The organism is Paenibacillus campi (genome assembly GCF_034659835.1).
GTDB classification, from domain to species: Bacteria; Bacillota; Bacilli; order Paenibacillales; family Paenibacillaceae; genus Saccharibacillus; species Saccharibacillus campi.
Map to the genome: position 1 here is coordinate 97737 of NZ_JAXSQZ010000006.1, position 14013 is coordinate 111749.

Sequence of the window (14013 nt, forward strand, 5' to 3'; positions counted from 1 at the left end):
TTTAATGCTCGTAAGGCAATTGTGCAATAGCAATAATCGGAGTAAAACAATCCTTACCGGGATGAGACGACTCAGCTACATTCAAATCAGAACTTAAATCCAACATGGAAAAAATAGGAGATACGATTGTGATTAGCTTCATTACCGGCTCCTTTTCTTTAAATTTAAATATTACGAAGATTATAGTATAAAAAAATAGACTTAAAATTTCTAATAACGACAATAAATATAATGTTTTTCATTAAATTACTTTATTTTCCTTCCAGTCTCCTTTATAGTGATTAAAATAATCATATTCAGGAGGGATGAACAAATGGATCATATCGCAAACAGAATCGGAAAGCTGTTAAAATCACTACGGCAATCGACCGGTTTTAGTCAGCGCGAGCTGGCAGATGGAATATGTAGTCAATCGGAAATTAGCCATATTGAGAATGGCAAAGTTATTCCTTGTATTTACACCTTATTGTCCATCTCTGATAAATTAGGCATTCATCCTGCTTATTTTATGGAACGCATTAACATACCTGAATATAATTTAGTCCAACTTGTAAAAGTACAACTTCGAGAATATGTGCAGCAAAAAGAATATATAAAAATGAATACAACGATTAAAAAATACGAACACAATCCTTCTTTTCAAGGAATTGAAGAAAAGCAATTTATATTGTGGCATAAAAGTATTTTTGAATTTTATATTTCTAAAAATACGCCATTAGCCCAGCACTATATTGAACAAGCTTTAGCGTTTAAACAATCCTTTTGTAAAACCCAACAAGATATACATATTTTGAATAGTTATGCCATCCTTAAATGTGAAGAAAAGCAATTTTCCCAAGCTTTAATTTTATTTTATGAAGCCAAGAAATTGTATGAACAATTAGAGGTGGTGACTGACCCTAAATTGTATAGTAAATTGCTGTATAATCTGAGTAAAACGTACACACAAATGGGCGATTATTGTACTGCCGAGAAATACTGCGATGCAGCTATTGTAAATTGTAAGCGAGAGAACAGTAGTTATTTGTATGGGGAACTGTTTTATCAGAAAGCATTTATTAAAAAGTCACAATATTTTTTTGCGGAGGCGGAAAGTTTATTTAAAAAAGCACGTTATATTTTTCAAGAGTACGATAAAGAAAACTATGTTCATATAACCGATCAACAACTTCAAGAAATAAGCGCGTTACAAGCAAACAATCAGCTTAAATAGCTGGCTGCTACTGTCATTAATCGATTTGTGCCAAAAATCGTCCTCGCTCTACATAGCAATCAACCAACACTCCCTTTTACTTGAAATAAGCACATCCCCCTCCAAAACATCATAAAATTTAAAATTAAAACATCTTTAGTATTCACTTATCGAATCTTACATCCGATAAAAGAAAAGGGAAGCCAATTACCAAGCAAAAAGTACATAGAATCACCGTGTAAGCACAGTTAAACATTACATTTACGCCATTCATTAATGTTTCATTAGCATCACCTTATCGAGTTTTATACAGATTATATGTTTTAACGCATCATCATGAACAAAGTAAACAATGGCACGAAGCCACTAAGATTACAGTATGAACAGCTACTGTAAACAACCTATATTCGCTAATCTAGCCAACATTAATGTAGGTGAGTCCCCATGTTCTTTTACATGGCTCAAATATAAAGCAAAAGGGGTTTTATTAAGCATGAAAATGAAACTGTTTTTAGGTTTGTGCAGTATGTTGCTCGTCAGTATGACACTTGCTTTTCACACGGCGTCGGCAAAATCGCTTATTAGCAATGAGATGAATAGCAATCCATTTAAAAGAGGGAGTGTTTCCAACGGCATTTGGAGTGATACTAATAACGATACTACTTCCACTGCTGCTTTCTCAGGAGCTTACACTGCGGAATGGACGACCTGGACATATGATAATACGAAAGATTATGAATTTGTAACACGTTACAATATCAGTGCTACTGGTGCCAATAGTGCTGCTCAATTAGACCTCGGGTTAATCAAAATTGGTTATATTCAAAAAGATATGGACAATTGGCTTAAAAAAGGCATCTCTATTCGAGATGGTAGTTCATGGCAACAAATTACCGTTGATACGACTGGTGACCATGAATGGCGAGTCATCTACAAGGCAGATAAAAACTTTATCATCTTTAAAGATGGTGTAGCGGTCAAAAGCGGTATCCTATCAACAAAGGTAGCTAATGGTAAACAGTTCGAGATGGACAATATTGTAAGAAATTCAACTGCAAGCATTGATTATGTTCGCATTAACGAGGCTACTGCTCCATCAGCACCGACTAATCTGGCGGTCACAGCTAAAAATAATACAGCCATTTTAACTTGGGACGCTGCCAACACAGCAACCAATTATACGGTATCCCGTTCGGTCTATGCTAATGGTCCATTTACAGAAATCGCCAAAGCTATTTCAGATGTAACGTTTACCGATACATCTGTTCAAGCCGGAAATACTTACTATTACATTGTAAAAGCTTTCAATTCTGCCGACTCATACGCAACAAGTGCAGCTTCTAACACAGCCAGTATCACATTTGAAGCTCCACGTGCACTGCTGGACGTTGTCATCGATCCAGACAGCATTAAAGTCGGTGACACTTTCACCGCCAATATTGCACTGAAAAACGTAAACAACATCTATGCCGAAGACTTCTCCCTTAGCTATGATCCAACACTCGTCGAATACGCGGGCTATGAAGAAGTGACCGGCTACAAAGTGTATAACGAAACCAAAACGACACCAGGCGCACTACGCTTTATCGTCGCTAGCCAAGGGAAATCATTTGCCATTACCGGTAACCAAACGATCGTTAAATTGAAATTCAAAGCGATCGCTGCCGGTAGCGCCAAAATCGATGCCCTGAAAGCACGGATCGCGGATACGACCCAAGAAGTCGATCTGGAAACCGCCAACGTACTGGAAGATACAGTACTGATTGAAGCACCCCGTTTTTTGGACGTAGATAGATCAGGTCAGTATACACTGCTTGATCTGTCGCTGGATGCATTCTACTTCGGTCTAAGTGCAACCGATACGAACAAAGATTTGTATGATGCTGACCAAACCGAAGACAACAAAATCGGTGACGATGACCTAACCTATATCGTCAACCAAATTATGCAAAACAAAGCGTACACGCCGAACAAATAAGGGAAGCTGCGAAGTATGTTGATCGCATCATCGCTTGATCATGAACATGTTGAGTTATGTTCAAACTTCGTTTTTATTTAAGACAGCCTACTCGGTGGTCGGGTTGGTTGCTAAGGTTTGCGCATGCTGGCAACTCGGTCGCCAGTAGTTTTACGGACACAAGTCAAACGGCTCGTGTAGAGGATATACTTAAACTTCGATGTATGCCAGCCGTATAGCTGTTTAACCGTTTAGGCTATGTCATGATTTACCGAGTAAAAAGAGTCAGTCGTCTCGCAGCGGCTGGCTCTTTTTTGTGCATAATAGCGTACGAACTTCACCCAAACTCATACTCAACAGCCGCTGTCAAACCCGTGAAAAACGCCTGATTCCACTGACTATTGTCCGGTTTGTCCCATATTATGAATGTTCGCTTTATTCCTTCGTAAATGTATAATCCTAAGCCAAACAACCTGTCACCTCAACAGTTATGCTGAGCGGACAGGTTGTTTGATTTATCTATTCCAGTTACGTTGGACTGCTTACTTCACTTCCAGCGTCCAGCCAAATGGGTCTTGTTCCACGCCTTTTTGGATGCCGGTTAATGTCTCATACAGCTTTGCCGACAATGCGCCGGTTTTGCCTTCGTTAATGACCATTTTCTCGCCTTGCCAGTTCAGTTCGCCCATTGGCGAGATGACAGCAGCGGTGCCAGTGCCAAATGCTTCTTCCAATGTACCGGCTTTATGCGCTTCCTCCAGCTCATCGATCGATAACAGACGTTCTTCTACTGGAATCTCCCAATGTTTAAGCAATTGGATGATCGAATCGCGGGTAATCCCGTTCAAGATGCTGCCGTTTAGCGCAGGAGTGACGACCGTGCCATCGATTTTGAAAAACACGTTCATACTGCCCACTTCTTCGATATATTTACGATGCACGCCATCTAGCCACAGCACTTGGGAGTAACCGAGTTCGGTTGCGCCTTCTTGTGCTTTCAGACCGGCTGCGTAGTTACCAGCGGTTTTTGCCATCCCTACTCCACCTGGCACGGCGCGTACGTATTTGGATTCAACGTAAATTTTGACCGGATTGATGCCTTCTGCATAGTAGGCAGCGACCGGGGACAAAATGATCATAAATTTGTATTTGAGCGATGGAGCAACACCTAGCGCAGGCTCAGTCGCAATCACAAATGGACGTACATACAGTGATGTGCCTTCGCCTTCTGGAATCCAATCTTTGTCAAGCAGAATCAATTGACGTAGCGCTTCCAGCGCCAACTCTGGATCGAGTTCCGGAATGCTTAAACGCTCATTGGACAGATTGAGACGCTCAATATTTTTCGTTGGACGGAACATCAGAATACGTCCGTCTGCAGCAAGATACGCTTTCAGCCCTTCAAAAATCGTCTGGCCATAGTGGAATACTTTGGCAGCTGGATCAAGGCTAATGTTCTGATACGGTACGATACGGGCATCGTGCCAGCCTTTGCCATGTTCATAATCCAGAATGAACATATGATCCGTAAATTTGCTGCCGAATACGAGCCCCTGTGTAGCAGGCTTCTCTTTTGGTGCAGTTGTCTTTTCGATCTTGATCTCGATACTCATCGCCATGTCTCCTTACCGATAGTCCTAATTAATTATGAATTCATTAAATCATATCACTTTCTTGCACAGTGGCAAAGGGTCAAAGCATAATAATCATTTATGTAAGCCTCTGCGCGTAAGCCCTAAACCGATCAAAAAGATATCTGGAATGTGGTACGGTACCGGATTATTTTTCTTTCTTTGATATGACTTCATAACGCCGATGTTAACCAGTTCATCAATCATCGTTTGTTCCGAATGCAATGGCACTCCGCAATTGCGTAAGGCGTCTTTCAGTTCATCTTCATTGGCAGGAAAGCTGGAAAGCACATTTTTTAAGTTTCTGAATATATTTGTGTATTCTTCATATTCTTCAAATAAATCGTCTACTCGAAGCTGTGATCCGCTAACACCAATAACAATTTCCCATAACATTCCAACACATAGCCAACAAGATAGCATGTATTAAACCAGCTTTTTTGGGCTTCCGATCTGTAGAGGATATTGGCATCTGTCCACATTGTTACAGCCATATGATAGAAATCATCGTTCAAATGATTCACCTCTTGAAATTGATAATTTCATTCTACATAATCACAATGGAATAGTTATATTTAATTTGTAGCACGATGATTCATCACCAATCGAAGGGAGCAATGCGCAATGAACATTCCCGATAATAATTCGTTGCCAAACATTAATCGTTTTAACGGATTTCATGAACTGTATGATCGTAATCGGCCGCAGCCACCGCTACTTGTAACCGATCTGCTGACCAATTATTTGCAAAAACGTCCACAACGGGTGCTCGATGTTGGCTGTGGAACCGGGTTATCGACGATGATCTGGGCTGGCAAAGCAGCGGAGATTATCGGTGTCGATGCCAATACGGATATGCTGGGGCAAGCACAAGCGAAACTGGAACAACAGCCTGTAGCAGGCATGTCGTTTCAGCAAGCATATTCCAATGAGCTGCCTGCGGCTGATACCAGCGTCGATATCGTGACCTGTTCGCAATGTTTCCACTGGATGGAACCGGTTAGCACATTGCAGGAAGTGCAGCGCGTATTGACCGATGGCGGCATTTTCGCCGCTTATGATTGTGATTGGCCGCCGGTGCTGAACTGGCAATTGGAACGCGAATATTATCATCTGTCCAACTTGTCGGAACGGTTGCTGGAACAATACGGTGACCCTGAACAGGCATCGGTTAGACGCGACAAAGCGACTCATCTGCATACACTAGAGCAGAGCGGGCATTTTCGCTTTGTACGCGAGATCGTCTTTCACCATACCGAACCATGCAGTGCCGAGCGTTATGTCGGTCTATGGCTCAGTCAGGGCGGTATTCAAGCCGCACTTAAGCTAGGCACTGTCGCCGAGCATCTGGAATCCGAGATTGGAGTGCTTAAAGCGATGGCGGATGATTTTTTCCGGGGCGGCATCGTGAATGTGCTGTTTAGTTACCGGATGCGGTTGGGGATTAAATAATACAAATGCCGAAGGCTATCGTAGCCTTCGGCATTTGCTTTAGTAGTGAATGGCTGGGCACGAATCGTTAAACTAGGACGTGTACGTTTGCATTCACGCGCCAGCCAACATTATAGCTATTTTGCACAAAAAAGGGATGGCGCTTTATCTGAATTTGTGCAGCATTTGATTCAAATAAAGGCATAGTTTATACACTAAAGTTCGCTATATGAATGGTGATCATTGTTAGGTGATCGACTTCTGTTATGGCGCAGCCAGCTTCATGTAGTTGCTGTTCTGTACAGACACAGTTTTGTCGTTATACGATACTTCGCTTCACGATTACACTATTTGATTACACTGTTCGCAGACGAATTGTTCAAGCTTTTAGCAAATTAATATGATCGAGATCGGTGCTACTGTTGAAGATGAATTCGAGCTTGTAATGCCCGCGCAAATAGGTAATTTCGGTCTGTTTGGATTTGCCTTTGCCGATGGTCGACACCGAGGATGGCGCATACCATTGCTCACGCAGCAGCTTCATCGTCATACCACCGATATTCGTCTGCCGTTCAACATTCGTGCCGAAATAGCGCATCTCATCTAGCACACCATTTTTATTGAAATGGAACGCATAACCCGGATGTCCCATATCAGCGTTATATGTGTCATAGCCATTCACGCTAGAACGCGGCATATCTGGTGTGCCAATACGAGCAATCACCTCGCTACGCGTCGTTTTGCCGATCGTAAAGCTGTTCATATCGCCTGGAAATTTGCCTTGCAGCGCAGGTTTATAAAAGCTGTTTAACGTTTTCACGACAAGCTGATGCTGGTAAGCTGCATCGCTGCTCGCTGAAGCGGATGCCTGCGGTGTAAACGCGGCATCGATACCGACGGTGCCTGCAACAACAGCTCCTGTGAGTGTTGCCGCGATAACTGCTTTGCGTATAGGTGCTGTCCATGTTTGCATATTGATTCCTCCTGTACTTCATCTAAATAAAATGTACGATTGCGCCTGAAAACGACTCCACAGCGTAAAGGTTACGTTTTATCGTAACCAGCTACATTATACTGCTGTCATTTAGCACGTAAGTTACCGTCATATCACAATCCGGTAACAATGTAGTTGCTAACGTTATATTTTAGCATAGGTGGCTGTTCTTTTTCTCTTATTGCCTCCCTTCAACGATGAATCGACGGTTGAAACAGCCGCAAACAGGGTATTGGAAAAACATACACTGTCGATTGAATGAGGTGACAATATGAACGAGAACGAAACAGTTAACGGTTCCCCTGCTCCAGGCATATCATCTACCCCGGCTTTATCCGACAATAATGTAGCTGTACAAGCAACCGAAACGACTCATGCTGCGGTCGGTTCAAACGATGAACGAGCACTCGTATCCACTGAAGTCAGCGCACGCTCCGCTATTACTTCCCGTCGTCCACGTATCGTGCTGACCGGCGCAACCGGGTATATCGGTAAAAATTTGCTGCGCCAACTTGTGCGCGACTATGATGTCATCGCCCTGTCACGGCATGATCGTTCCGAACATAACACCGAGCAGGTCGAATGGCGAGCATGTGATCTGTTTTCGATGTCAGCGGCGGAAGAAGCGCTGGCAGGTGCAGACTATGCGATTTATTTGGTGCATTCGATGCTGCCGACTGCCAAGCTGACCCAGGCGAAATTTGAAGATATGGATATTATTTTGGCGGATCATTTTACCCGTGCGGCGTGTAAGCATGGCATTAAGCAGATTGTGTACTTAAGCGGCATCATCCCGCAAAATGTACCGCGTGAGCAGCTGTCCCGCCATCTGCGCAGCCGACTTGAAGTCGAGCAGGTGCTCGGCTCCTGCGGCATACCGGTTACGACGATTCGTGCCGGGCTGATCGTCGGGCCACAAGGCTCCTCGTTTCCGATTTTGGCGCGGCTCGTACAGCGGTTGCCGATGATGACATTGCCGGAATGGACGCGCACGCTAACGCATCCGATCGCATTGCCGGATGTGCTGCATGCGTTGCAACAAAGCATCGGTTCACCACAGCTATACGGGCGAGCGATCGATGTGGGCGGCCCGGACATTATGACGTACAAGCAAATGATGGAAAAGACCGCCGAAGTGATGGGCAAACGACGCCTCTTTATCGATGTGCCGCTGCTGACGATCCATCTATCCCGGCTATGGGTAACGCTCGTAACGCGGATGCCACGTGAGATAGTATATCCGCTAGTGGAAAGTCTTGCCCACCCGATGGTGGCGCATGAAAACCAGTTCGTCAAAGGCATTAGCGATGGCAAAATCACGTTTGAACAGGCGGCGCGTACAGCGCTAGCCGAGGAAGCGCAACAACAGCACCGCTCCAGTCAAAGTACACGCGCTTCCGACTCGACCGATCCGAAAGTGTCTGATGTGCGTTCGATCCAACGCGTCATCCTGCCGGACGGCAAAAATGCCCGCTGGGCAGGCGAATATTATATGGAATGGCTCGGACGGTTTATGCCTGCGCTCGTACGCACAGAGCGTGTGGATGAATATCGGTATCAAGTGTTTTTACGTTTTATCGGCAAGCCACTGCTTGAACTGACATTTTCGCCTGAGCGCAGTGATGACAAAAGCGCGGTGTATCATATTACTGGCGGCGTGTTTGCTCGCATTAAAGAAACGCATGAAGGACGCTTGGAATTCCAGCAAATTCCGGGTACACAGGAATGTGTTATCGCCATTCATGACTATATGCCATCTTTGCCGTGGTTTTTGTACAAATATACGCAGGCTAAAGTGCATCTGATCGTTATGCACGCATTTGGACGTCATCTGCTCCGGCTGATCGCTCGTGATCGGCAACATAAGCCAGGCTCCAACGTTCCGCCTCTTTCGTCGCATCGCCCAAGCTGATGCGCCACAAAGCGTCATTCGTGCTTTTTCCTATAAGCTAAAAACTAATGCGCTCCTTTTTAGGAGCGTTATTTTTTGTGCTACAATAACAGCATAGTCGGAGCGTATCGTGTCACACCTATCGTCGATATGAAGCATATTATGTTAAGATTGTCACAAAGCATAGCGACCTATCGCTTACAGCAACGGATAAGCGATGCTGCGATCGGTTTATTTTACGATGCTGAACGCCATCGGTATCGATGTTAGCGATACGGTGACACGGTGTATGAGTTGGCGTTACGTAGCTAAAGCGCTTGCGCTTCCATCACAGAGAGGAGCACCATCATGAAACAAGAACTGATTGAACGCCTAACCTCGTACGTACAGATCGATACCCAATCGAGCGAGGATAGCGATACATGCCCTTCCACGCCAGGACAATGGGATTTGCTACATCAATTGCAGCAGGAATTGGCGGCACTTGGTATGGAAGAAATTACGCTCAATGAGCATGGCTATCTGATGGCGACACTGCCTGCCAATACGGACAAAGATGTGCCGGTAATCGGCTTTATGGCGCATGTGGATACCGCTACTGATTTTACGGGCAAAGGGGTTAAACCGCAGCTGGTCGAGTATACCGGCGGCGAGATCGTACTTAATGAAGCGCAGCGAATTGTGTTATCCCCAGCTGATTTTCCAGAACTAGAGCATTATCGCGGTCATACGCTCATTACGACCGACGGCACTACATTGCTCGGTGCAGACAACAAAGCCGGTATTGCCGAAATTATGACGGCGATGCATTATTTGCTCGATCACCCGGACATTCCGCACGGCAAAATTCGCGTAGCGTTCACACCGGATGAAGAAATTGGACGCGGGCCGCATCGCTTTGATGTCGCCGCTTATGGCGCTCAGTATGCGTATACAGTAGATGGTGGGCCGCTCGGCGAGCTGGAATACGAAACATTTAACGCCGCTGCCGCGCTTGTTGTGTGCAAAGGTACCAATGTACACCCTGGCACCGCCAAAGGTAAAATGATCAATGCCGCCAAAATTGCGATGGAACTACATCGCCGGTTGCCGGTTGATGAAGCGCCTGAATTTACGGATGGCTATGATGGGTTTTACCATCTGAACTTCTTCAAAAGCGATGTGGAACGTGCCGAATTGTCCTACATTATCCGCGATTTTGACCGCGAATCATTTGAACATCGTAAAAATACGCTCACTAGCATCGTTAACGAATTCCGCCAAACGTATGGCGCAGATCAGATCGAATTGGAGCTGCGCGACCAGTATTACAATATGCGAGAGAAGATCGAACCGGTGTTTCATATCGTCGAGATCGCCGGACAAGCGATGAGAAATCTTGGCATCGAACCGAATATTGTACCTGTTCGCGGCGGTACGGACGGTGCACAGCTATCGTATATGGGACTGCCAACACCGAATATTTTCACCGGTGGCGAAAACTTTCACGGCAAGTATGAATATGCCTCTGTCGATACGATGGTTAAAGCGACACAGGTGATCGTCGAGATCGCACGCCTGTTTGAACAAGAGGCATAATGACATCCGTTATGAAACGAAACGGTTACGTTCATGCGTTCCGATTGCCTATCGCTAGGTTGGGAATAGCGATAGCATCAGCTGTACTAGCCGATTCATATAGCTGACCGCTTCGTATGATGAGTATGATTTCACCCAAATCAAGCGCTACGATTTACAAGCTGGAAAATGTCTGCTACGATGCACAATAATAGTTTATTCCTATAAAGAAAGTAGGTTATTGATCATGTCATCTCCATCCGCTCTGCTGCGCACAACGGCGCCATTTCGTGCCGATCATGTAGGCAGTCTGCTTCGTACCGAAAAGATCAAACAAGCCCGTTTGCAACATACGGCTGGTGTCATTACCGCCGAACAATTACGCGAGCTAGAAAATGAAGAAATTCGCCGCATTGTAGCCAAACAGGAAGAAATCGGCTTGCAGTCGATTACAGATGGCGAGTTTCGCCGTGCATGGTGGCATTTTGACTTTCTGGAAAATCTCGATGGTGTGGAAGCATTCCAAGCCGAACAGGGTATCCAGTTTCACGGGGTAACGACTAAGCCACGCGGCATTCAGGTGAACGACCGGATTGATTTTACGAACCATCCGCATCTGGATGATTACAAATTTCTGCATAGCATCGTCAGCCCGGATCGTACGCCCAAAATGACGATTCCAAGCCCGAATATGCTGCAATTCCGTGGTAAAATCGCCACCGAGCGTTATGCGGACAGCGATGTGCTGCTGCAAGACCTCGGTCTCGCTTACCAAAAAGCATTGCGTGCTTTTTACGATGCAGGCTGTCGTTATTTGCAGCTTGATGATACGTCATGGGCATCGTTTTTCTCGGACGAAACGAAGCAAAAGCTGCGTGCGGACGGCAAAGACCCGGATCGTATGCTTGCCGATGCGGTGAAGCTGCTCAATCTGTCGATCGCGGATCGCCCGGACGATATGGTCATTACGATGCATATTTGCCGTGGTAATTTCCGCTCTACTTGGACAGCAGCGGGCGGTTATGACGGTGCAGCCGATGCGATTTTGGATCAGCTAAATTTGAACGGTCTGTTTATGGAGTTTGATGATGAGCGTTCCGGTTCGCTCGATGTACTGAGCCATGTTAAACGCAAAGATTTGCAAATCGTGCTCGGGCTCGTAACGTCCAAAACAGGCGAACTGGAAAGTAAAGACGAGATTAAGCGCCGGATCGATGAAGCGGCTCGGTTTGTAAATATTGATCAGCTTTGTTTGAGCCCACAATGCGGCTTTGCTTCGACAGAAGAAGGCAATTTGCTGACTGAACAACAGCAGTGGGACAAGCTTCGTCATGTGATCGAAATCGCTGATGAGGTATGGTCATAATCGAAAGCAGTGTTTTGTAATAGCAGCCAGTCGGCGTTTTCCTTAAACGGAGTATGCACGGCTGGCTGTTGCTGTTGCTGTTGCTGTTGCTGTTGCTGTTGCTGTTGCTGTTGCTGTTGCTGTTGCTGTTGCTGTTGCTGTTGCTGTTGCTGTTGCTGTTGCTGTTGCTGTTGCTGTTGCTGTTGCTGTTGTAAGCATTTTAAATGCAATCGATCGTCCAGTCCAATCAGCATCTGGACAGTCGTGTCGATTAACGATATGCTTGCTAAACGTCCATACCCGATTGCTGTGCAGCTACCCGATCAAGTTAATCGGTATCGGACTGCATGCGTGCTTGCACTCGGCATCACATCGCCCGGTGAATCGCTTGGACACGTAAGGAGGAACTTATTGTCATGGAATGCCGCGCTGGTTGTGCTGCTTGCTGTATCGTCATCTCTATCTCATCACCACTGCCTGGGCTGCCGCAAGGCAAGCCTGCTGGAATGCCTTGTCCCCATCTGACTGCTGAACGCCGCTGTCGTCTGTTCGGTCAACCTGAACGCCCTGCTGTCTGCGGCGAATTGCCTGCTTCGCTTGATATGTGTGGAACGACGGACGCGCACGCTTTTGCTTATTTGGAGGAATTGGAACGTTTGACCGCCCCCAGCGAGCATGCTCATTAATTTAGCTTGTGCATAAGCAGTGTGAGTCATCGATTTCCACTCTGATCGGTATATATGGGCACGATTTTGCGCTAAAAAGCTGTAGATTAAATATATTTCGAAAATTTTTTCAACTGATTCAAATGATGGAGTAGTGGAATTAAGTTAGGTTTTCACTACTTTTATTACTAATTATGTATATATACGCCATAAAATAATGCTTATATTTCATTTTTTCCCTAAAAATATAGTTTCTACAAAACATTTACTATGAGCGCACCGCTACACTTTTATTCTGCACTGCCCGATACATATACAATGTACTGTAATTTATAATTATAAGGGTGGGTACCGATATGAGTATGATTGAAGCATTGATTCAAACGATTCCTTTTTTCACCAAAGCGTTGCGTGAATCCGTAACGGTTTCAGTGTATGACAAGTCGCACATTATTTTTTATCGGCAGATTGGTAATTTTGATCTTGGTTTTAAAACAGGCGACCCGGTCGCACCAGGATTTGAAAACTTTGCGATGTTGGCGGACAAACAAAATCCAACAATTATCGATTTGCCTGCCGAAATGTTTGGTACTCCGCTTGAAGGCATTATGGTGCCTGTGCACGAAAACGGTGAATTGGTCGCTGTATTTGGTATTTATTATGAGCAAACGAATGCGCAAAACCTGAATGAACTCGTATCCAACAGTCAATCGATCTCGCAAAGCCTGGTCGACATGGTACAACATATTGCCTCTCATGCACAGCAACTGCAAGCAACAAGTGAACAAATTTTGGATAACAGCCGCATTACCGTGGAAAAGTCATCCAAAATTAACGAAGTTGCTACTTTAATCAAAGAAATTTCGGAACAAACAAACTTGCTCGGTCTAAATGCGGCGATTGAAGCAGCACGTGTCGGTGAACTAGGCGCCGGTTTTGGCGTCGTTGCAACCGAAGTGCGCAAGCTGTCCGTCAATGCCAAACAAGCAACCGGTGATATCGAAAGTGCATTGCGCGATGTGCAAGAATCGATTCGCAAAATGGAACGTGAAATCGAACAAATTACCTCGTCGTCCAAAGAACAGGCATTGCTCGTTAGCTCGTTTACCGATGTAATCGATCGTCTGCAAAATGCCAGTGTATCGATGCAAGATATTGCGGACAATATGTATTACTACAATTCCATTCCTGGTAAAAATTAAGTAATCTCGCTTTGTAAGCATGGATGGTGTTTGATCATCATACTGTACTTAATAAGCAAACTATCGTTTCGTACCGTTTGGATCACTTCAAGAGCGTGATTTATATTACTGAATAACAGACCAAAAAACGCCATCATTTGCGGGAGAA

General features: G+C 45.0%; 12 protein-coding genes. 8 read left to right on the plus strand and 4 right to left on the minus strand.

What is annotated here, in order from left to right; translation table 11 throughout:
• Positions 1 to 313 precede the first annotated feature (313 nt).
• Positions 314 to 1213: a helix-turn-helix domain-containing protein gene (locus U1I11_RS15125; protein WP_322906980.1), complete on the plus strand. Its 900-nt coding sequence runs from the start codon at positions 314 to 316 to the stop codon at positions 1211 to 1213.
• A gap of 472 nt (positions 1214 to 1685) precedes the next feature.
• Positions 1686 to 3170, plus strand: coding sequence for a cohesin domain-containing protein (locus tag U1I11_RS15130; protein ID WP_322906981.1), 1485 nt, complete (start codon positions 1686 to 1688; stop codon positions 3168 to 3170).
• A gap of 521 nt (positions 3171 to 3691) precedes the next feature.
• On the opposite strand, the gene U1I11_RS15135 is transcribed toward U1I11_RS15130, so the two are convergent.
• Together U1I11_RS15135 and U1I11_RS15140 are read right to left on the minus strand one after the other, a co-directional pair.
• Positions 3692 to 4762, minus strand: coding sequence for a branched-chain amino acid aminotransferase (locus U1I11_RS15135; RefSeq protein WP_322906982.1), 1071 nt, complete (start codon positions 4760 to 4762; stop codon positions 3692 to 3694).
• A gap of 93 nt (positions 4763 to 4855) precedes the next feature.
• A complete protein-coding gene (locus tag U1I11_RS15140) occupies positions 4856 to 5176 on the minus strand; it encodes a hypothetical protein (protein WP_322906983.1) in 321 nt (106 codons plus the stop codon).
• Between the two features lie 228 nt (positions 5177 to 5404).
• Between U1I11_RS15140 and U1I11_RS15145 the strand changes: the two genes are divergently transcribed.
• Positions 5405 to 6232: a class I SAM-dependent methyltransferase gene (locus tag U1I11_RS15145; RefSeq protein ID WP_322906984.1), complete on the plus strand. Its 828-nt coding sequence runs from the start codon at positions 5405 to 5407 to the stop codon at positions 6230 to 6232.
• Between the two features lie 358 nt (positions 6233 to 6590).
• On the opposite strand, the gene U1I11_RS15150 is transcribed toward U1I11_RS15145, so the two are convergent.
• Positions 6591 to 7184, minus strand: coding sequence for a YjgB family protein (locus tag U1I11_RS15150; protein WP_322906985.1), 594 nt, complete (start codon positions 7182 to 7184; stop codon positions 6591 to 6593).
• 292 nt (positions 7185 to 7476) lie between these two features.
• On the opposite strand from U1I11_RS15150, the gene U1I11_RS15155 reads away from it, so the two are divergent.
• The 3 genes from U1I11_RS15155 (at position 7477) to U1I11_RS15165 (ending at position 12019) form a co-directional block, all read left to right on the plus strand.
• Entirely contained in the window at positions 7477 to 9117 is a 1641-nt protein-coding gene (locus U1I11_RS15155) for an NAD(P)H-binding protein (protein WP_322906986.1), read from the plus strand.
• 327 nt (positions 9118 to 9444) lie between these two features.
• Positions 9445 to 10674 carry a peptidase T gene (gene pepT, locus U1I11_RS15160; protein ID WP_322906987.1) on the plus strand — a complete coding sequence of 410 codons (1230 nt, stop codon included), beginning with the start codon at positions 9445 to 9447 and terminating at the stop codon, positions 10672 to 10674.
• A gap of 226 nt (positions 10675 to 10900) precedes the next feature.
• A complete protein-coding gene (locus U1I11_RS15165; protein WP_322906988.1) occupies positions 10901 to 12019 on the plus strand; it encodes a 5-methyltetrahydropteroyltriglutamate--homocysteine S-methyltransferase in 1119 nt (372 codons plus the stop codon).
• Here U1I11_RS15165 and U1I11_RS15170 read toward each other — a convergent pair.
• The gene (locus U1I11_RS15170) at positions 11983 to 12252 is read right to left on the minus strand and encodes a hypothetical protein (protein ID WP_322906989.1); all 270 of its coding nucleotides are present in this window, start codon (positions 12250 to 12252) and stop codon (positions 11983 to 11985) included. The two genes, U1I11_RS15165 and U1I11_RS15170, sit on opposite strands and share 37 nt — an antisense overlap.
• A 162-nt stretch (positions 12253 to 12414) precedes the next feature.
• On the opposite strand from U1I11_RS15170, the gene U1I11_RS15175 reads away from it, so the two are divergent.
• Both U1I11_RS15175 and U1I11_RS15180 read left to right on the plus strand, forming a co-directional pair.
• Positions 12415 to 12684: a YkgJ family cysteine cluster protein gene (locus U1I11_RS15175; protein ID WP_322906990.1), complete on the plus strand. Its 270-nt coding sequence runs from the start codon at positions 12415 to 12417 to the stop codon at positions 12682 to 12684.
• A gap of 335 nt (positions 12685 to 13019) precedes the next feature.
• Positions 13020 to 13865, plus strand: coding sequence for a methyl-accepting chemotaxis protein (locus U1I11_RS15180; protein ID WP_322906991.1), 846 nt, complete (start codon positions 13020 to 13022; stop codon positions 13863 to 13865).
• The last annotated feature ends 148 nt before the right edge of the window (positions 13866 to 14013 follow it).